At 67.1% G+C, this 18,086-nt stretch carries 18 protein-coding genes and 2 riboswitches; of the genes, 9 read left to right on the top strand and 9 right to left on the bottom strand.

Going from position 1 to position 18,086, the window contains the following annotated elements; all coding sequences use genetic code 11:
* Window positions 1-31 precede the first annotated feature (31 nt).
* Window positions 32-1,645 carry a peptide ABC transporter substrate-binding protein gene (locus E3T23_RS08485; RefSeq protein ID WP_134369951.1) on the bottom strand — a complete coding sequence of 538 codons (1,614 nt, stop codon included), beginning with the start codon at window positions 1,643-1,645 and terminating at the stop codon, window positions 32-34.
* Between the two features lie 223 nt (window positions 1,646-1,868).
* Here E3T23_RS08485 and E3T23_RS08480 point away from each other — a divergent pair, with 223 nt between their 5' ends.
* Both E3T23_RS08480 and E3T23_RS08475 read left to right on the top strand, forming a co-directional pair.
* Window positions 1,869-2,261, top strand: coding sequence for a thiol-disulfide oxidoreductase DCC family protein (locus E3T23_RS08480; RefSeq protein ID WP_134369950.1), 393 nt, complete (start codon window positions 1,869-1,871; stop codon window positions 2,259-2,261).
* Complete coding sequence (locus E3T23_RS08475) at window positions 2,258-3,028, top strand: CPBP family intramembrane glutamic endopeptidase (RefSeq protein WP_198416203.1); 771 nt, start codon at window positions 2,258-2,260, stop codon at window positions 3,026-3,028. Before E3T23_RS08480 ends, E3T23_RS08475 begins: the two co-directional genes overlap by 4 nt.
* A gap of 101 nt (window positions 3,029-3,129) precedes the next feature.
* Here E3T23_RS08475 and gcvP read toward each other — a convergent pair whose 3' ends face one another.
* The 3 genes from gcvP to gcvT are packed head-to-tail and all read right to left on the bottom strand — an operon-like array spanning window position 3,130 to window position 7,652.
* A complete protein-coding gene (gene gcvP / locus E3T23_RS08470) occupies window positions 3,130-6,069 on the bottom strand; it encodes an aminomethyl-transferring glycine dehydrogenase (protein WP_134369948.1) in 2,940 nt (979 codons plus the stop codon).
* 30 nt (window positions 6,070-6,099) lie between these two features.
* Window positions 6,100-6,471 (bottom strand): glycine cleavage system protein GcvH, encoded by a 372-nt coding sequence (gcvH, locus tag E3T23_RS08465; RefSeq protein WP_134369947.1) that lies wholly within the window; start codon window positions 6,469-6,471, stop codon window positions 6,100-6,102.
* 26 nt (window positions 6,472-6,497) lie between these two features.
* Window positions 6,498-7,652, bottom strand: a complete 1,155-nt coding sequence (gene gcvT / locus E3T23_RS08460) for a glycine cleavage system aminomethyltransferase GcvT (RefSeq protein WP_134369946.1) — start codon at window positions 7,650-7,652, stop codon at window positions 6,498-6,500.
* 78 nt (window positions 7,653-7,730) lie between these two features.
* Window positions 7,731-7,834, bottom strand: a riboswitch (glycine riboswitch).
* Window position 7,835: 1 nt separating this feature from the next.
* Window positions 7,836-7,933, bottom strand: a riboswitch (glycine riboswitch).
* Between the two features lie 163 nt (window positions 7,934-8,096).
* Here gcvT and E3T23_RS08455 point away from each other — a divergent pair.
* Window positions 8,097-8,441 (top strand): LysR family transcriptional regulator, encoded by a 345-nt coding sequence (locus tag E3T23_RS08455; protein WP_134369945.1) that lies wholly within the window; start codon window positions 8,097-8,099, stop codon window positions 8,439-8,441.
* Window positions 8,442-8,476: 35 nt separating this feature from the next.
* Here the strand turns inward: E3T23_RS08455 and E3T23_RS08450 are convergent, their stop codons facing one another.
* The 4 genes from E3T23_RS08450 to E3T23_RS08435 form a co-directional block, all read right to left on the bottom strand.
* Window positions 8,477-9,682 (bottom strand): FAD-binding domain-containing protein, encoded by a 1,206-nt coding sequence (locus E3T23_RS08450; RefSeq protein WP_198416202.1) that lies wholly within the window; start codon window positions 9,680-9,682, stop codon window positions 8,477-8,479.
* Window positions 9,683-9,688: 6 nt separating this feature from the next.
* A complete protein-coding gene (locus E3T23_RS08445) occupies window positions 9,689-10,528 on the bottom strand; it encodes a bacteriorhodopsin-like (protein ID WP_198416201.1) in 840 nt (279 codons plus the stop codon).
* A gap of 199 nt (window positions 10,529-10,727) precedes the next feature.
* On the bottom strand, window positions 10,728-11,120 hold the full coding sequence (locus E3T23_RS08440; RefSeq protein WP_134369944.1) for a phage holin family protein: 393 nt from the start codon (window positions 11,118-11,120) through the stop codon (window positions 10,728-10,730).
* 2 nt (window positions 11,121-11,122) lie between these two features.
* Complete coding sequence (locus tag E3T23_RS08435) at window positions 11,123-11,692, bottom strand: HhH-GPD-type base excision DNA repair protein (protein WP_134369943.1); 570 nt, start codon at window positions 11,690-11,692, stop codon at window positions 11,123-11,125.
* A gap of 53 nt (window positions 11,693-11,745) precedes the next feature.
* Between E3T23_RS08435 and E3T23_RS08430 the strand changes: the two genes are divergently transcribed.
* From E3T23_RS08430 to E3T23_RS08415, 3 genes are all read left to right on the top strand, one after another.
* On the top strand, window positions 11,746-12,255 hold the full coding sequence (locus E3T23_RS08430; RefSeq protein WP_134369942.1) for a 2'-5' RNA ligase family protein: 510 nt from the start codon (window positions 11,746-11,748) through the stop codon (window positions 12,253-12,255).
* Between the two features lie 50 nt (window positions 12,256-12,305).
* Window positions 12,306-13,361, top strand: coding sequence for a hypothetical protein (locus E3T23_RS08425; RefSeq protein WP_134369941.1), 1,056 nt, complete (start codon window positions 12,306-12,308; stop codon window positions 13,359-13,361).
* A 574-nt stretch (window positions 13,362-13,935) separates the two neighbouring features.
* Entirely contained in the window at window positions 13,936-14,322 is a 387-nt protein-coding gene (locus tag E3T23_RS08415; RefSeq protein WP_198416200.1) for an MDR/zinc-dependent alcohol dehydrogenase-like family protein, read from the top strand.
* A 42-nt stretch (window positions 14,323-14,364) separates the two neighbouring features.
* Here E3T23_RS08415 and E3T23_RS15240 read toward each other — a convergent pair whose 3' ends face one another.
* On the bottom strand, window positions 14,365-15,057 hold the full coding sequence (locus tag E3T23_RS15240; protein WP_166806253.1) for a hypothetical protein: 693 nt from the start codon (window positions 15,055-15,057) through the stop codon (window positions 14,365-14,367).
* A gap of 159 nt (window positions 15,058-15,216) precedes the next feature.
* On the opposite strand from E3T23_RS15240, the gene E3T23_RS08400 reads away from it, so the two are divergent.
* From E3T23_RS08400 to E3T23_RS08390, 3 genes are all read left to right on the top strand, one after another.
* Entirely contained in the window at window positions 15,217-15,966 is a 750-nt protein-coding gene (locus E3T23_RS08400) for a hypothetical protein (RefSeq protein ID WP_134369938.1), read from the top strand.
* 122 nt (window positions 15,967-16,088) lie between these two features.
* The gene (locus E3T23_RS08395) at window positions 16,089-16,820 is read left to right on the top strand and encodes a hypothetical protein (protein WP_134369937.1); all 732 of its coding nucleotides are present in this window, start codon (window positions 16,089-16,091) and stop codon (window positions 16,818-16,820) included.
* Between the two features lie 413 nt (window positions 16,821-17,233).
* Window positions 17,234-18,013 carry an alpha/beta fold hydrolase gene (locus tag E3T23_RS08390; protein WP_134369936.1) on the top strand — a complete coding sequence of 260 codons (780 nt, stop codon included), beginning with the start codon at window positions 17,234-17,236 and terminating at the stop codon, window positions 18,011-18,013.
* Window positions 18,014-18,086 lie beyond the last annotated feature (73 nt).

The raw sequence follows: 18,086 nt of genomic DNA, 5'->3' as shown, positions 1-18,086 counted from the left end.
ATTTACTGCTGTCGAACGGATTGAACGAAGATTACTCGCTCTTGGTGATGTCGGAGTACAGCGGCACGGAGTCCCAGCCGAACACGACGCCCTCGACCGACTCGGACCAGACGCCGGTCACGTTGGAGTACCAGAGCGGGATCGTCGGAAGGTCGGCGAGCAGGACTTCCTGTGCTTCCTGGTACTTCGCGGTGGCGTCCTCGACGGAGGACGCTGCTGCGCCCTTCTTGAGCAGCGCGTCGAACTCGGGGCTGGTGTAGTCCTCGTAGTTCGAGCCGGCACCGGTCTGGTACAGCGGGGCGAGGAAGTTGTACAGCGACGGGTAGTCGCCCTGCCAGCCGGCACGGGTTCCACCGGTCAGCTTGTCGGCGGCACGGTCGTCCAGCGCCGCGGCGAACGTCGGGTACGGCTTGCCGATGGCTTCGATGCCCAGCGTGTTCTTGATGCTGTTGGTGACCGCGTCGACCCAGGCAGCGTGGCCGCCGTCGGAGTTGTAGGCGAGGTCGAACGTGCCGGTGTAGGGCGCGATCTTGTCAGCTTCGGCCCACTTGGCCTTGGCCTCTTCGGGGTTGTATTCGAGGACTTCGGCACCCTTGAGGGAGTCGGAGTAACCGTCGATGACCGGCGAGGTGAAGTCGGTCGCGGGGGTGCGGGTGCCCTGGAAGATGACGTCCGTGATTTCCTTGCGGTCGATCGACATCGAGATGGCGGCGCGGCGCAGCTTGCCTTCCTCACCACTCCAGTGCTCGAGGTAGTACGGCATGTTGAAGCCCTGGAAGATGGCGGCGGGCTGGTTCACGAAGCGTTCCGGGAAGTCCGACTCGTAGGATTCGAACGCGGCGTCCGGCACGGCGTCGAGCACGTCGAGGTTGCCACCCTGCACATCCGCGTACGCGGCATCCATCGAGGCGTAGAAGACGAAGGTCAGGCCGCCGTTGGCGGGCTTGCGCACACCGTCATAATCGGGGTTGGTGACGAGGTCCATCTTGACCTCGTGCTCCCAGGCACCCTTCTTGGCCAGCATGTACGGGCCGTTGCCGATCGGGTCCTCGCCGAAGGCTTCCATGTCGTCGTACGCGGCGGACGGGAGCGGCATGAACGCCGTGTAGCCGAGGCGCAGCGGCCAGTCGGCCTCGGGAGAGGCCAGCTCGACCGTGAAGGTGGAGTCGTCGACGACCTTCAGGCCGGTCAGCTCCGAGTCGGCTTCATAGTCGAAGCCCACGATGTCGTCGAAGAAGTAGGAGGCGCTCTGGGCGTTACTGAACTTGGCGCCGAAGTTCCAGGCATCCACGAAGGAGTTGGCCGTGACGGCCTCGCCGTTGGTGAACTCCCAACCGTCGTTGAGCGTGACGGTCCAGTTCTGCGCGTCGTCGGACTCGATCGACTTGGCGACCTCGTTCTCGGTCTCGCCCTTGGCGTTGTACGAGACGAGTCCGGCGAAGATCGAGGTGGCGATCTTGCCGCCACCGGTCTCCGTGGTGTTCGTGGGGATCAGCGGGTTCTGCGGCTCGGAGCCGTTCGTCGTGATGATCGCCGCGGTGTCGCCCTCGGCCGGGGTGGCGTCTCCGCTCGCACAACCGGAGAGCATGAGCGCTCCCGCGGCGGCCAGAGCGATGGCAGGTATGCCCAGTCTCCTGATTTTCAATTTTCCTCCAGTGCGCAGGGAATGTCACACGGCCCATGAGCACGCAGACATCTGGTTTTTATCAACCGTAAAGAGCGGGCGCGGAGTTCGCATAATCTATTGGGCAAACGTTACACATGCGAAACAAACTGCGCAGGATAGTTGCACCACAGCACGTTCTTGCGCGCAATCCCCCCGCCGAATTCAGCAACCTGCCCGTTCGGGGCAGTGGGAGGATTGGAAGATGACCGTCCCCGCCTCCGCACGTCCTCCGCTGTTGATCTTCGACGGAGACTGCGCATTCTGCACAACGTCCGTGAACACCATGAAGCGCCTGCTTCCCGGCATGCCGGCCTCCGCCCCGTATCAGTGGACCGACCTGGCCTCCCTTGCGCTGACGACGAAGGATGCCCAGTCCCGGGTCTGGCTGATCGTCGACGGTCATCAGTTCGGCGGCGCCGCGGCCGTGTCCGCCCTGCTCCGGCACCAGCCGAATGCGGCATGGCGCGCCCTCGGCTGGCTCGGCACCGTGCCGCCGTGGTCCTGGGCGGCTGAAGGGGGCTACCGGTTCGTGGCGCGGTACCGCCACCGCCTGCCCGGGGGAACGCCGGCCTGCCGGATGAAGCCCGGCGCGTGACTCTCGGCGCCAATCGCACCGCACTCCGCTGGGAGGTGGGCATCGTCCTCGGGCTCTCGCTCGGGGCATCCGCTCTCTATTCGATCATTTCGATCATCGCCCGGCTGACCGACACCCGGCCGCTCTCGGAGCAGTCGGCGACTCTGAACGGGTCGCAGTCGCCCCGGGAATGGCTCGACTTCAGCTATCAGTTCCTGGGGATCTTCTTCGCCCTGTTCGCGGTGGGGCTGGTGCTCTACCTGCTGTGGCTGCCCGGGCAGAGTTCTTTCCGGAGGCTGGGCTTCGATTTCACTCAGCTGGGGCGCGACGTGCTGCGCGGCTGCGGACTGGTGCTCGTGATCGGCATCCCCGGGCTGGCGCTCTACCTCGCCGGGCGGTCCCTCGGCTTCACCGTGGCGGTCGTGCCGTCACCGCTCGACACGTTCTGGTGGACGATCCCGATCCTGGTGTTCTCGGCGCTGCGCTCGGCGCTGGTCGAGGAGCTGATCGTGGTCGGCTACCTGTTCACCCGGCTGCGCGAGCTGGGCTGGTCGACCTGGACGATCATCGTGTCCTCGGCGCTGCTGCGAGGCAGCTACCACCTGTACCAGGGCATCGGCCCCTTCTTCGGCAATGCCGCCATGGGGGTTCTGTTCGGCTGGTGCTACCTGCGCTGGGGACGCACGATGCCGCTCGTGATCGCGCACTGGATCCTCGACATCGTCTCCTTCGTCGGCTATCCGCTCGCCCTCGCCTGGTGGCCCGGGCTCCTCGCCCCCGCCGCCTGACCCGCACACCGGCGGAAAAACCTCGCCGAACCGTGAGTTCGGCCCCCTTTTTATCGAAGAAGAGGGGCGTTTCTCACGGCTCGGCGAGGGGTCGGGGCGCTCTACTCGAAGGCCTCGGGCGGCGGGCAGGCGCAGACGAGGTTGCGGTCGCCGAAGGCGTTGTCGATGCGGCGCACCGGCGGCCAGTACTTGCCACGGATGAGACTACGCACCGGGTAGACCGCGGTTTCACGGTCGTAGGCGTGCGTCCACTCCCCCTCGATCACCGACTGCGCGGTGTGCGGGGCGCCCTGCAACGGGTTGTCCTCGGCCGGCCAGCGGCCGGCGGCCACGGCATCCGCTTCGGCCTTGATCGCGATCATGGCCTCGACGAACCGGTCGATCTCGGCCAGGTCTTCGCTCTCGGTCGGTTCGATCATCAGCGTGCCGGAAACCGGGAAGCTCATGGTCGGCGCGTGGAAGCCGTAGTCGACGAGACGCTTGGCCACGTCGTCGACGCTGATCCCGGTGGCCTCGGTGAGCGGGCGCAGGTCGAGGATGCACTCGTGGGCGACGAGGCCGTTGTCGCCGGAGTACAGCACCGGGTAGTGCGCCTCGAGCCGCTTGGCCACATAGTTGGCCGCGAGCACCGCGGCGCCGGTGGCCTCATGCAGACCCTCGGCCCCCATCATGCGCACATAGGCCCAGGAGATGGGCAGGATGCTCGGGCTGCCGTACGGCGCCGCCGATACCGGCCCGCCGGCGTGCACGACCGTGCCGCCGACCGTGCTGCCGGCACCGTCTTCGCCGGAGGCCGCGTCGCCGGCACCGAGCAGGTAGTGCTCCTCGCTCTGGGCCAGCGGATGCCCCGGCAGGAACGGTGCGAGGTGGGCCTTGGCCGCGACCGGGCCGACGCCGGGACCGCCGCCGCCGTGCGGGATGCAGAACGTCTTGTGCAGGTTGAGGTGCGACACGTCGCCGCCGAAGTCCCCGTACCGGGCGAAGCCGAGCAGGGCGTTCAGGTTGGCGCCGTCGACGTAGACCTGGCCGCCGGCGTCGTGCACGGCCCGGCAGATGGTGCCGACCTCGTGCTCGTAGACACCGTGCGTGGACGGGTAGGTGATCATCAGCGCGGCCAGGTTCTCGGCGTGCTGGGCGATCTTGGCGCGCAGGTCGTCCAGGTCGACGTTGCCGAGCTCGTCGCAGGCGACGACGACGACCTTCATGCCGGCCAGCACGGCGGATGCCGCGTTGGTGCCGTGCGCGCTGGACGGGATCAGGCAGACCGTGCGCTGGGTGTCCCCGGTGGAGAGGTGGAAGCCGCGGATCGCGAGCAGTCCCGCGAGTTCACCCTGGCTGCCGGCATTGGGCTGGAGCGATACCGAGTCGTAGCCGGTGACATCCGTCAGCCAGGTTTCGAGCTGCCGGATCAGTTCCAGGTAGCCCTCGACGTCGGCGCGCGGCGCGAACGGGTGCAGCCCGCCGAACTCGGGCCAGCTGACGGCCTCCATCTCGGTGGCCGCGTTCAGCTTCATGGTGCAGGAACCGAGCGGGATCATGCCGCGGTCGAGCGCGTAGTCGTAGTCGGCGAGCCGCTTGAGGTAGCGCATCATGCTCGTCTCCGAGCGGTGCGTGTTGAACACCGGGTGGGTGAGGAACTCGCTGGTGCGGTGCAGTTCGGGCGGCAGGCCGGCCTCGACCATGCTGAAGTCGACCAGGCCGAAGGCGTCCCGGCCGCCGAACGAACCGACGACCCGGGCGAGATCGGCGAGGGTCGTCGTCTCGTCCACGGCGATGCCGATGGTGTCCGCGTCGACCAGGTGCAGGTTGATGCCGCTGTCGGCGGCGGTCAGGGTGATCTCGGCGGCGCGGCCGGGAACGGAGACCCGGACCGTGTCGAAGAAGGTCGCCGTGACGACGTCGACGCCGGCGGCGAGGAGGGCGACGACAAGCTGCCCGGCCCGCTCGTGCACCTGGCGCGCGATCGCCTTCAGGCCGTCGGGCCCGTGGTAGACGGCGTACATGCCGGCCATCACGGCCAGGAGGACCTGGGCGGTGCAGATGTTCGAGGTGGCCTTGTCACGACGGATGTGCTGCTCACGCACCTGCAGCGACAACCGGTAGGCCGGGTGGCCGGCCGCGTCCACGCTGACGCCGACCAGGCGGCCGGGAAGCTGGCGCTCGAGGCCCGTGCGCACGGCCATGTAGCCCGCGTGCGGACCGCCGAACCCCATCGGCACGCCGAAACGCTGGCTGGTGCCCACGGCCACGTCCGCGCCGAGTTCGCCGGGTGAGGTGATCAGGGTCAGGGCGAGCAGGTCGGCGGCCACCACGGCGAGGGCGCCCTGGGCCTGGGCGGCGGCGATGACGCCGGCCGGGTTCCAGACCCGACCCGAGGCGCCGGGGTACTGCACGAAGACCCCGAAGTACTCGCCGAGGTCGGTGGGCGCATCCGTCGCGGCCGCGGCCAAATCGACCTCCACCAGGTCGATCCCGAGGGCGGCCGCGCGATTGCCCAGCAGCGCCTTCGTCTGCGGCAGCGCGTCGGCGTCGACGACGAACCGGGTCGACTTCGACTTCGACGCCCGGCGGGTGAGGAGCATGCCCTCCACCACGGCGGTCGACTCGTCGAGCATGGACGCGTTGGCCGTGGACAGCCCGGTCAGGTCCGCGACCATGGTCTGGAAGTTGATCAGAGCCTCGAGGCGGCCCTGGGAGATTTCGGGCTGGTACGGCGTGTACGCGGTGTACCAGCTGGGGTTCTCGAACACGTTGCGCTTGATCACGGCCGGGGTGACGGTGTCGTAGTAGCCGAGCCCGATCATGGACCGCTTCACGGTGTTGCGGCCGGCGAGGTCCCGCAGCTCGGCGATGGCCTCACGCTCGGTGGCCGCCGGCGGCAGGGTGCTGTCACCGATGGTGCGGAACCGGTCCACCTGGATCGAGGCGGGCACGGCCGCGTTGACGAGGGCGTCGACCGAGTCGTAACCGAGGATGGCCAGCATGCGGGACTGCGCGCCGGCATCCGTGCCGATGTGTCGCTGAGTGAAGGGCTGTGACATGGGTGCGGGAACCTGCGCTATTCGTGTTCGTTATTCGCCGATGAGGGCGGAGTATTCGGCGTAGCTGAGGAGGGGAGGAAGTTCGGTGAACGTGACCTTCAGCAGCCAGCCGGCGCCGAAGGGGTCGCTGTTGACGAGCTCGGGGCTCTCGACGACGGCGTCGTTGGTCTCGGCGATCGTGCCCGTGACGGGGGCGAAGAGTTCGCCGACCGATTTCGTGGACTCGATTTCGCCGACGACGGTGCCGCCGGCGACGTCGCTGCCGACGGCGGGCAGCTCGACGAAGACGACGTCGCCGAGCTTGTCGGCGGCGTAGGCGGTGATGCCGACGGTGGCGGTGTCGCCGTCGACCTGCACCCACTCGTGCTCGGCGGTGTACTGGAGTTCAGAGTGCTCAGCCATGGGGGTGTTCCTCTCGAGGGGGTGGATTATTTCTGACGCTTGTAGAACGGAAGGGCGGTCACGGTCGCGGGGATGCGGGTGCCGCGCACGTCGACGAAGACCTCGGTGCCGAGTCTCGCCAGCCCGGGGGCCACGTAGGCCATCGCGATCGGATGTCCGAGTGTCGGCGACAGCGCCCCGCTCGTGATCACGCCGTCGGCCACGGTCGCGTCAGCACTGCGATACACCAGGTAGTCGGCCCGCCCGGCGCGCTTGCCGGCCGACGCGAGGCCCACGAGCACGCGGGCCTCGGCGCTGGGACCCTCTTCGCTGGCCTCGCGGCCGACGAAGTCGACCTCCTTGGCGAGGTTGACGACGCGGCCGAGCCCGGCCTGCGCCGGGTATGTGGAGGTGCTCAGTTCGTGGCCGTAGAGCGGCATGCCGGCCTCGAGGCGGAGGGTGTCGCGGCTGGCGAGTCCCGCCGGGACGAGTCCGAAAGATGCGCCCGCCGCGCGGAGCGCATCCCAGAGCGCCGCGGCATCCGGCACGTCGACGTAGAGCTCGAAACCGTCTTCGCCGGTGTAGCCGGTGCGGGCGATGAGCACGGTGCCGGCCTGGAAGGTGCCGCCCAGGGCGCGGTAGTACTTGAGAGCGGACAGGTCGCCGTCGACCGTGAGACCCGCCGTGGCCTCGAGGATGGCGCGCGAGTTCGGGCCCTGCACGGCGATCAGGGCGACGTCGTCGCTCCGGTCGGTGACGGTGACGTCGAAGCGCGCAGCGCGGGCCGCGAGCGCCTCGAAGGCCTGGAAGCGGTTGCCCGCGTTGGCGATGACGAGGTACTCGTTCTCGGTGGTGCGGTAGACGACGATGTCGTCGATGATGCCGCCGGCACGATTGAGGATGAGGCTGTACTTGGCCTGCAACAGGTCGATGGCGGAGAGCTTGCCGGCCAGGGCGTAGTCGAGGTAGGCCCCGGCGTCCGGCCCGGTCACAACGATCTCGGCCATGTGCGAGAGGTCGAAGATGCCCGCGCTGGTGCGCACGGCGTGGTGCTCGGCGAGATCGCTGGAGTAGCGCACCGGCATCTGCCAGCCGGCGAAGTCCGTGAAGCCGGCACCGGCATCGACGTGCGCCTGGTGCAGCGGGGAGAAACGCTCCACCGTGGGGGTGGAATCGTTGTGGGCGGCAGTGTCCGAGGTCATGAGTTCTCCAGGTTGTCGCCGGCCGGAGGCCGAGCGAGAATCTCGGGGGCGCGATCGATCGAACGAACCCCTGGGAACTCCCCCTCTGTCGTCAGGCCTGAGAGCTTCACCGCATCCGTTGGTCGGGTGCGATTTTCACCATGGGCGAGCCGCGCTGGTGCCGCGACTACTTTTCAGAGTGGCCAGTCCGATGCGGTACGAGTACCTGAGAGATTGTCGGGGAGGATTGCTCCTTCGGTGTTCGACTGCCTCTCGGCGTCGAACTCTCCCGCATCGACCTTGATGGCCCGATATTCACTTGAGGATATGCATTGCCAGCCTACCGTGTGCGGGCCCGGCAGCACGCTGCGCCCCTGGTGCGAGCTCCTGGCGACACCCGCAGCGGGAACGCGTACCCTAGTGACTCTGCCCGCGATTCGTGCGGCGCATCAAGAAAGGCGTTCCGTGGACATCACCCTCCTCCGGCATTTCATCGCCGTCGCCGAGGAGTTGCACTTCCCGCGCGCCGCGATGAACCTCAAGATCTCCACCCCGAAGCTGCGTTCCTCGATCGCGAAACTCGAGGCGAACCTCGGCGTCGTCCTCATCGACCGCACCACGGAGACCACCCGGCTCACCACCGCGGGGACCCTGTTTCTGACGGATGCCCGCGCCGAGCTGGCCGCCTCGGATGAGCCCTGGAAGCCGCCGCTTCCCGCGGGCGGCAAAGCCAAGGCGGCCAAGGGGAAGGGCCGTGCGCCCGAGGTCAAGGGTCAGCCGCGTCCCGGCAAGCGCCGCCAGGGCCGCTAGCCCCTGCCTCGTTTTCGGAGCCTCGTTTTCGGGCTCTAGACGCCCGCCGATGTCCGGCGCCAGGCGGAGAAACTGGCCACCGAGCCGCCGTGCGGCGCCACCAGCCACGGCCACGGCTGCAGTTCGGCCGCGCCCTCCGCGTAGCGCGCGAAGCTGGGCACCGGCGCGGACGTGACCGCGGCGTCGAGGCCCGGGACGATTTCTCGCGGGTCGCCCCGGTGCACGACCACGTCGCGGCGCCGGGCCAGATCCTGCAGGGTCTCCACGGTGAAGATGAGTCTCTTGCTCGAGAGCCGCAGCCGGGCCAGGGCCGGCTCGTCGAAGACGAAGACCGCCGGAAGCGTGGGATGCGCCTCGAGGGCCGGATCGGCGTCGCCCAGGGAGTCCACCGTGAGCAGGACCGACCGTGGGGTGCGGCGCCGGACGACGACGGGTCCCCGTGTGGCGGACAGGTGCGGATCGTGCGTGAGGTTCGCGGGCGCATCCGTCACCGGCACCGGCGCCGCGTCCACCGGAAACTGCTCGATCGGGCAGGCGCGGGCGAGCGGGCAGTCCCGGCAGAGCTGCGGGGCGCGTTTCTCAACCTGCCAGCGCGCGAAGCCGTAGGGTTTGCCGGTGCCGGCGCCCACGGTCCACTGCCAGCCGAGCAGGTTGGCCGCGCGGGAGCCGTCGAGCAGGTGCCGGTAGAACTCCTCCTGGCCGGCATACCACCCGGCGCCGGACCGGACCGTGTACTGGGAGGCCAGCCACATCCGGGTCTGGTTGACCAGCCAGCCGTCGGTTTCCAGCTCCGACACGACCGAATCGACGCAGTTCATGCGCCGCGGCCAGGCCTCGGGTTCGAAGGCTCCCGCCCAGGGGGCCGCGAAGCGCAGGTTCCGGTGCAGGGCCGCGCCCACCCGCGCATAGAGATGCCGGGCGTATTCCTGCCAGAGCAACTCGTCCCGGAACTTGCGGGTGTCCCGGTCCGGTCCGTCGGCGACGTGCTCCCACACCCGGGGCAGCGGCAACAGGCCGTGCCGGATGTACGGTGACAGCCGGGACGCCCCGCGATCGGTTTCGGGCAGTACCTGGCTGCGCCGGGCCGCATAGCCGGCGACCGAGAACCCGGCCAGGGCGCGGTCGGCGCTGGTCTGGCCGCCGCGGATGCCGGGACTGGCCCGCACCTCGTCGTCGACCAGGTGGTGCAGATGGCGCCGCACCACGGCTGCCGCGTCTCCATCGTCCAGGGCGATGAGCACAGGCTGTCACTTCCCCCGCGGGTTCGTGGGGGTGGCCACCTCCTCGGCCTCATCGACGGACAGTTCCATGCGGGCGAACGCCGGGTCGTCCGCGAACGATTTCATGCGTGCGATGTGGAAGATGATCAGACCGTAGAGACACTTGGCCAGGATGTCGGCGATCGAGTACCCGATCTGCTTGCCGACCCAGGCATCCGAGCCGTCGATTCCGAGCATGGGCAGCAGGTAGGCGATCGGGTAGACGCCCCAGGTCAGCAGCAGGAGGAGCCGTAGCTGGCTGATCGTGCGGCGCACGCTGACCGGTTGGCGGTCAAGGGACTTGGTCAGCTCGATGAACAGGACGTAGAGGATGTAGGCGAACGGAATGGTGGAAAGGAGCCCGAAGATGCCGCGCATGCCGTTGTCCGCGGTGAGTTCACCGGGGTACCCGAGAGCGATCATCAGCGCCGACGCGGGGATGAGCCGGTAGAGGAGGCTGGTCTGCACCTTGCGCGCCAGAGCGAGAACCGCAATCAGTTCGAGCAGCAGCAGCGGCACGGTGAGCAGCCAGTCGACGTAGCGGTACCCCTCGTTGAAGGATGCCCCGGCGACCTGGACGTAGTCGCCCGCTCCGCCGATGGCGTCGGTGACGAACGCCGCCTTGAAGGAGTCGAAGATGCGGAAATAGTGGTAGGCGGCGATGCCACAGACGATCGCCGCGACGGTCATCGCCTGACGATAACGCGGGAGGACCCGCTTAAGGCCGATGATGAGGAAGATCGACGTGAACAGCTGTGAGGCGATGACGAGCGAAAACATGTTGTAGACGGTGTCGTATTGAATCTGGGTGAGGGAATCGGGTATCACTTTGTCCTCCGGTGAGCGAGAAAGTCCAGTAAATAGCAGTGACCAAGTACCTTGCTGTGATAATTGATTATTAGGCAACTGAATTACCTACCTGATTGCCTAATAGGAATTTAGTACGAGTTTCCTGATTCTTTGCATAGAGTATCGCCGCCGGTCAGGAGGTCAATGCCTGGCAATCCACGGGATGCCGGAGGCACCCCTACTTTCGGTCGCTACGCTTCTGAACCGCCTTGCGCAGGAACAGCAGCGGCAAGGTCACGGTCGCCACGGCCGTGACCAGCCAGACCACCAGGGTGGCCAGAATCCAGGTTTGCCAGCCGGTGATGACGAGCCCGTTCGCGACGACGGATGCGACCAGGAGCGCCACGAAGGTCGACACCAGCCCGACCCCGCCCAGGAATGCCGGCGCATTGCGGGCAGTGAGCTTTACGATGAATGGCGACAGGATGGTCTGCGCCGCGGCGAAGACCAGCACCGTGACCAGGAATCCCTGCCAGGTGAGGGTGAAACCGTCGAGCACCAGCGATGCCACCCCCAGCCCGAGCGCGGCGGAGCCGAGGAAGATGACCGTGCGGATCAGCAAACGCACCATGTCTACTCCTTCTTGGCGGCAGCCTTCGCCGCGCGCTTGGTCTCCCGTACCCGGGTCAGCGATTCGGGGTCGACGATGTCGGCGACGGACCGGAACGAGCCGTCCTCGCCGTAGGGAGCGGATGCCTCGCGCCAGCCGGTCGCGCTGAGTCCCTGCCGCTTGCCGAGCAGGGCAAGGAAGATCTTCGCCTTTTGCTCGCCGAACCCCGGGAGCCCCTTCAGGCGCCGCAGGATCTCCGCGCCGTCCGGGGAGCCGGCGGTCCACAGGGCGGACGCGTCTCCGCTCCAGTCGGTGGCGACCACACCCGCGAGGGCCTGCGTACGCGCGGCCATCGATCCGGGATAGCGGTGCACGGCCGGCGTGGCCCGGAACACCTCGACGAACGCGGCGGCGTCGAAGCCGGCGATGGCCGCGGGGTCGAGCGTGCCGATCCGGTCGCGGATCTTGGCCGGACCGGCGAACGCGGACTCCATCGCGATCTGCTGGTCCAGCAGCATCCCCAAAAGGAGCGCGAACGGGTCGTCACTGAGCAGGGCGTCGGCGTCGGCATCGCCGGTGAGGTGCAGCATCATGCGCCCATTGTGGCACCGGCGGCGGTCCGGTGGGACTCGCCTAGAATCGGCGCATGCCCCGCCTCGTCGTCGTCCTCCCGCTCACACCGCTGCGTACCGGAGACAGCTTCCTCGTGTCGGACTGGCCGCTGCACATCACCGTGCTGCCACCTTTTCACACCGATGCCGCGGCATCCGTCATCGCCCGCGTCATCGCCGCCACGGCCGCCGGCCGCACCGCCCTCACGGCGATCGCGGGCTCCGACGCACTGTTCGGGCGGCGCGAGGACGTACCGGTGACGCTCGTGCACGCGGACCCGGCCCTGACCGAGCTGCACCGCGCGCTGGTCGACGCCGTGCGACCGGTCGCGTCCGCCCCCGACGAGCCCGCGTTCACCGGCACCGGTTTCCGGGCCCACGTCACCATCAAGAACGGCTCGCGCGTGCACGAGGGCGAGGCTCTCACCCTCACCCAGATCGCCCTCGTGGACATGGCGCCCCGAGCGGCGGCGGGCGGTCGCACGGTGCTCGCCACGTTCGACCTGCCGGCTCCGGGGCCGTCCGGTGGAGGCCCTCCGGATTGAGTACTGCGGATGTCGCCACTCGCCCCCTAGAATCACCGCAGGGGGTTCACATGAACGGTTTCATTCGCCACTCATCCGACGCTGACGGCCAGGAGCACGCGGCGGTGCGCACGTTCGCGCGCCCCGCCACGGCGCGGGACAGACTGGCCTCTGCAGCGAAGTTAGGGACCACCGCGGCTCTGCTGCTCGCTCTGGCCGGCTGCGCGGGTGCACCCGCCAGCGGCGGCAGCCCGACCGCCGCGACCACGCCGGCCACCACCACCGCACCCGCAACATCCGCTCCGACGGCGGCCGCAGTGTCCTGCCCGGAGTCGCCGAGCCAGGGACCCTGGGGTGACGTGATCGCCGACGAGCAGATCACCGACGCCTTCGGGTCGTACTGCCGCACCGCACTCGACCCTGACTCCGCCGCGGCACAGTTCGATGCCGCGACCGTCGACCTCGAGTCGTTGGAGACGTATGGCTTCACCCTCGATGAGGCCGAAGCCGCTCAGAGTGTTGCCCTGCGGTATGTCGCGGAGCTGGGCCTCGATTCGAGCCGCCTGGACGACTACTCGACCGCTGACACCGTCTGGTTCGAGACGGTGAAGGAATCGTTCACTCCGTCCGCGCAGTCCTACCTTTCCCCCCTGGTTGAGAGCTTCGGGCTGAGGGACTCGGGCGTGATCATGACTCAGAGCCTGCCTTCCCCGCTGGGCCGCGACGGCGGACCGCGAGCCACGAGCACCGAGCTCGCCGTGGACAGGATCTTCGCGGCGCCCGGCCTCGATCGGCAGACCCCCGTGCTCGTGGTGAGTACGACGTTCTCGACCGCCTACAGTGCGACGGATGCGGCGATCGTCGACGCCGCCATCCGCGACGAACGGGGAACAAGCAACCTGACCGAAGACTCGTTGAGAACCACCACCCCCACCCTGTTCGATGGGAACGACGACGAGGGCCTCCTTCTGACGGGCGGCTTCAACGTGGGTTTCGGTGCCGGCGAAATGAGCCGGATTGAGTACGTCGGCACCGCCTGGGTCCTCGCGACCGGTGACCAGAATCTGCGGGTCGACGCCTTCGAACCCGAGGTCGAGCCGAGCATGCGGCCCCCGATGCGGGGCTGACCCTCGAACTGACGGCTCGCGGCTCGCGGCTCGCGGCTCGCGGCCCTCACCAGAATTTCGGTTCCAGCTGCTCTTCCTCGCTCCCGGCGTGCTCGCGCGATGACCTACGTGGGCACGCGCAGCAGGTTCGAGCGGGAACATTTCACGAAGGCCGCCGACACCAGCACCGTCACGGGCGGCTTTCCGCGCATCCTGATGCGACGGATGCTGCGCTGACGCCGCCACCCTCCGGTGCCTCAGATGACGACTTGGCGATGCCGGTCCTGGCCACAAAACTCTTCATCCCGCGGCTGTGATCCCAAGCAGTTCCTCGACCGCGCCTGGTCGAACGCCTGCACGAGGGGCTCCGCTCGGGCGGAAAGCTGACCCTCCTCTCCGCCCTGGCCGGTTTCGGCAAGACCACGCTGGTCAGTGAGTGGGTTGCCGATGCCCGGCGACGGGACCCTCGGATCGGCGTCGGCTGACTGTCGCTCGACGCGAGTGACAACGCTCCTCGCGCAACGTTCCGAGGGGACTGGCCCTGCCGGTCGCGCTCGCGCTCGGAGTATTCCGCCCCCGCAAGCGGGTCCCGGGCATGGATGTCGCCGGCGTCGTCGAGGCCGTGGGCGCGGGCGTGACTCTCGCGTTCGGCGGACTCACCGCCGACGCTTTTCTGAGCCGGGTCGCGATCAAGCCTGGCGACATGGTTCTCGTGAACGGCGCATCCGGTGCCGTGGGCACGGCGGCGGTGCAGCTCGCCAAGCAGTTGGGCGCGCGCGTCCCGGGCGTGTGCAGCGGTGCCAACGCCGAACTGGTGACCGCACTCGGCGCAGAAAGGATGATCGACTACACCACCGAGGACTTCCTGATCGAGGGGAAACCTATGACGTCATCGTGGATTGCGTCGGGAATGCCCCCTTCGAACGAGCCGCGGCGTGCATCAATCCCGGCGGCGCCTTGTTGCTCGTCATTTCCGATCTGAAGGGTCAAAGTCGACCGGAACTGTCGATCTCAACCGGGTCGACTAACCGCAGAGTTCTCGGGGCATGAAGGCATGGGCGTGCACAACGATGGTGTACACCACGCCCTCAGACACTGCGAAATGGATCCAATTCCCGTTCTCGTCGGGTACCGCGTAGTGGGGGCGGAAGTAGTCGTTCAGGTCGGTGAGCGTGGGGTACGCGGTTATGAGCTCATCGAGCGTGGCCCCGATCCCGATTCCACTGTTGGTCCGCGGCGAACCGGCCGCGACGCCCGAGGGGTCCACCCCACCCTGCAGCACGATCTGCCTGACGATGCCGTTCTCCCCCGTGTCGGTGATCACGACATCGGGGGAACCGGGTTTGTCGAAGGAAACGATCGAGGGGCAGCCCTCGAAGATGTTGCTGCTGGTGAAAGCGGTCATCGACTGCGTTGCCGCACCCATCTCGGCTCCGACGGCCAACGGTCCGACGCTGGTGAAGCCGATGACCCATAAACCGGGGTCGTCCGGGTTTACGGCAGTCGGAGCGGGTGGTGCACTTGGCGTCGGCGTCGGCGTCGGCGTCGGTGTCGGTGCGCTCGTGCCGGCGGTCGGACCGGCGGAACTCGTCGGACTCGCCGTCGATCCAGTCGCCTGAACACCTGCACACCCGGTCAGCAGCATGCTGAATACCAGAACCGCGGCCACCCGCGACCCCTTGCCCTGGCGCGTGCCGCTGGAAACGTCGTCAACCATGCGAATTCCCCCTAATTCCGTCCTTCCCGAACCATAGCGCTGGCGGAAGGTCACAAAGCTCCGTCACCGAGAGACATGCCGCAGCCCGCGGCCGTCGATACGTAACCTGTGCACCGATGTCCCGGCTGCAGTCAGCGGTAAGTCGACATCGGGGGACGTATGGCCGCTCAGCGCGTATCAGAGGGGGTCGGCAAAACGCTGGCAGCACTGTTTCTGGTTACGGGTCTGTTTCTGACCGGATGTTCCGGCCCACCGGGTTCTGTCCTCGGCGGCGAAAGCCCGACGACGACAGCAACGGCAACACCGGGCCCGACTGAAGCGCCGCATCCGTCAGCTCCTGCCCCTGTCACGGACCTCCTCATCACTGCGACGTCGTTTGAACTTCGAGACGCGTCCGGCACGACCCTGTCCACGTTCGACTATTTTCAGCCGGCCGACGAGGTGGTATCCGGTCTTTCCAGGGCTTTCGGAAGCGCACCGATCTCGGTTCGACACGAGGGCGGCAACGAGGTGCCTTCGGGAACCAATTACATCTGGGGCGATGTCCTGCCGACAGCCCCTGAGTCGCCTTCTCCATGGGACGGCGATTTCGTCCTCGTGGATGGTGTGCCAAGAGGGACACCATCTGAACCGAACACTTGGGTCAAGGTTTCCTCATCGGCCGTGAACGGTGTTCATATCAGCACCGTCGACGGAATCGCGGTTGGAGATGACGCCGCCGAGATCGCGGCACGATACCCCGACACCGCACGCCCACAGGGCAGCAGACTCGACATCAACGTTGGTCTCGTGTCGTTACCACCCGTGGGTTCCCAGTCAGAACTGACGTTCTCCGTCTGGCTCATCGCCGCCAATCCGCTCGGTCCCATCACTGAGTTCCGCACTCCGTCACCGAATTGGGGCGTGTGACCTTTTCTGGGGGAGCGTGAATGCACGGTGGCTATGCCTCAGAGCCCCGAAACCGACCTGAGCCGCGCGAGGCGGAAGTAAGCTCCGACCAAGCCCCAATTTCACAATCTGGAGGACTCTGAATGCGCCGACCACTGGCTCTGACCCTCATTGCGGCCGCCGCCCTGCTCACCCTTGCCGCATGCAGCACCGACCAGGCCGAAAGCGATGTCACCGCATCGTCACCGACACCGGTTGCGACCGACCAGGCAACCGCCACACCGGAACCCACTCCATCGGCGACACCTGCCACGCTGCCGGCAGCCATAATCATCGGCGCCGAAGCTACCGATATCGTCACAGCCGACGGCACGGTCCTCGCATCGCTGAACTATCAGAGCGATGGGGATGCAGCTGTGGTCATACTCAGGGGCCTTCTCGGCGACCCGACGTCAGAATCGGTGGAGGAGTCCTCCCACTACCCCAGGGCCGACCTCACGGAATGGGACGGCTTCATGATTGCCGTGAACCGTCATGACGCAGATTTCAATCCGCGGTCGGGTCCGTACAACCCCGCCTTTTTGGTCAAAGCATCCGGAACCATGGCCACCAACGGTGTCACAATCAAGGATGTCAACGGCGTTCAGACCGGGCAGGACTTCGAAGCAACAGCTGACGGCAAGCCTGCCGATCAAGTGCATTATGACGAAACCTTCGGGATCGATTCTGTCACCCTCGACATGCCGTCGTCATTCTCAGGCGTGGTTCCGGATTACGGACTGCCGATGACCTACGGCGTGATCGGTTTCACCGGCCGGGACACCGGCATCATCGAGGCGATCCTCGCCCCCACCGACTTGTTCTCGTTGACCTAGCCGGGCCCTCAAACGTCAAAGCGAGCTGGATCAACTCACCCGCCCTGTCCTCGACCCACGCTCCCGCCGACCGCTACTCGCTAGAGGTACTCACCCACGAGATGAGGGCGACTGTTGCCGTAACGGACAACTGTTGCCGGCGCGCCGGCCACAGTTGTCCGAAACGGGAACAGTTGCAGCCGGGACTACGGGCTACACGTTGAAGCGGAACTCCACCAGATTCCGTCACGGAAGGGCATGACGCACCGGGCATCCCCCGTCGCGTCCCCGCGCTGCGTGAACGGTGACTGTGCGGGATCTGCTTCAGCGGAATTGTCACGGCTCTTGATAAGTTCCGATACCACCACCAGAATCTTCACGCCGGGTATTTGCGGTGGGTCCGGCGAGAGTTCCACTGGCGGAAGGATTCAACGATGAGTGGTCGGCTGGCCGCGTACACGCGGGATGGTCGTTCTCCGGCCGTGCTGCTTCTGCACGGCGTCTTCATGGACCACACCCTGTGGGACCAGGTGCTGAAACTCCGATCTGACGTTCGCGCGGTGGCACTCGACATGCCTGGACACGGCGCCAGCGACCCGGCCGGCTTGACCAACCTCGATGCTGCGATGGATGCCGTCACATCGACCTTGACGGCCGAAGACGCCCTTCCCGTCGTGATTGTCGGCCACAGCTGGGGTGGGATGGTCGGCCTGCGCTTGGCCGTGGCCCGCCCGGATCTGGTTCGTGGCCTGGTGCTGTCCAACACTCCGCTGGTGAGAAACCATGGACTAACCCGGATTGGGTTCCACGCTCAACGCGCTCTCCTCGCTGCGGGATTGCCATCGACCGCATACGGACGGATGGCTGCCCGATCTCTGGTCGGCGCCGACTACCTCTCGGATCATCCAGACGTGGCCAGCCAGATGGCCGCACGGCTGTCTACCATGGGTCGAACCCGCATCCGGCAGACGCTGACCTCTGTTCTGCTTGCCCCCCATGACACAGTGCACCTGCTGGGCGAAATCCAGGTCCCGTGGCGTGCCGTGGGCGGCGCCCAGGATTATGCCATCGCCGGAGGCGTCGCCGACGTGATCCGCCGCGAGGGCGATCTCGTGGTCGCGCCAGGTGGCCACACCAGCCCGCTCGAAGCCCCACAGGTGATTGCTGACGCTCTCGGCGCCGTTCTGAACGAATTCCATCGATCCGACGGTTGAGGAAAGCCACCTCTGCTGCCACGGGTGCCGCCGGTCAGGCCGTCCGAGCCGATGCCTGACAGCTTCGACAGCG

The sequence above is a fragment of the Cryobacterium cheniae genome, assembly GCF_004403395.1.
In the GTDB taxonomy this organism is placed as follows: domain Bacteria; phylum Actinomycetota; class Actinomycetes; order Actinomycetales; family Microbacteriaceae; genus Cryobacterium; species Cryobacterium cheniae.
This window is presented reverse-complemented; position numbering and strand designations above follow the sequence as displayed.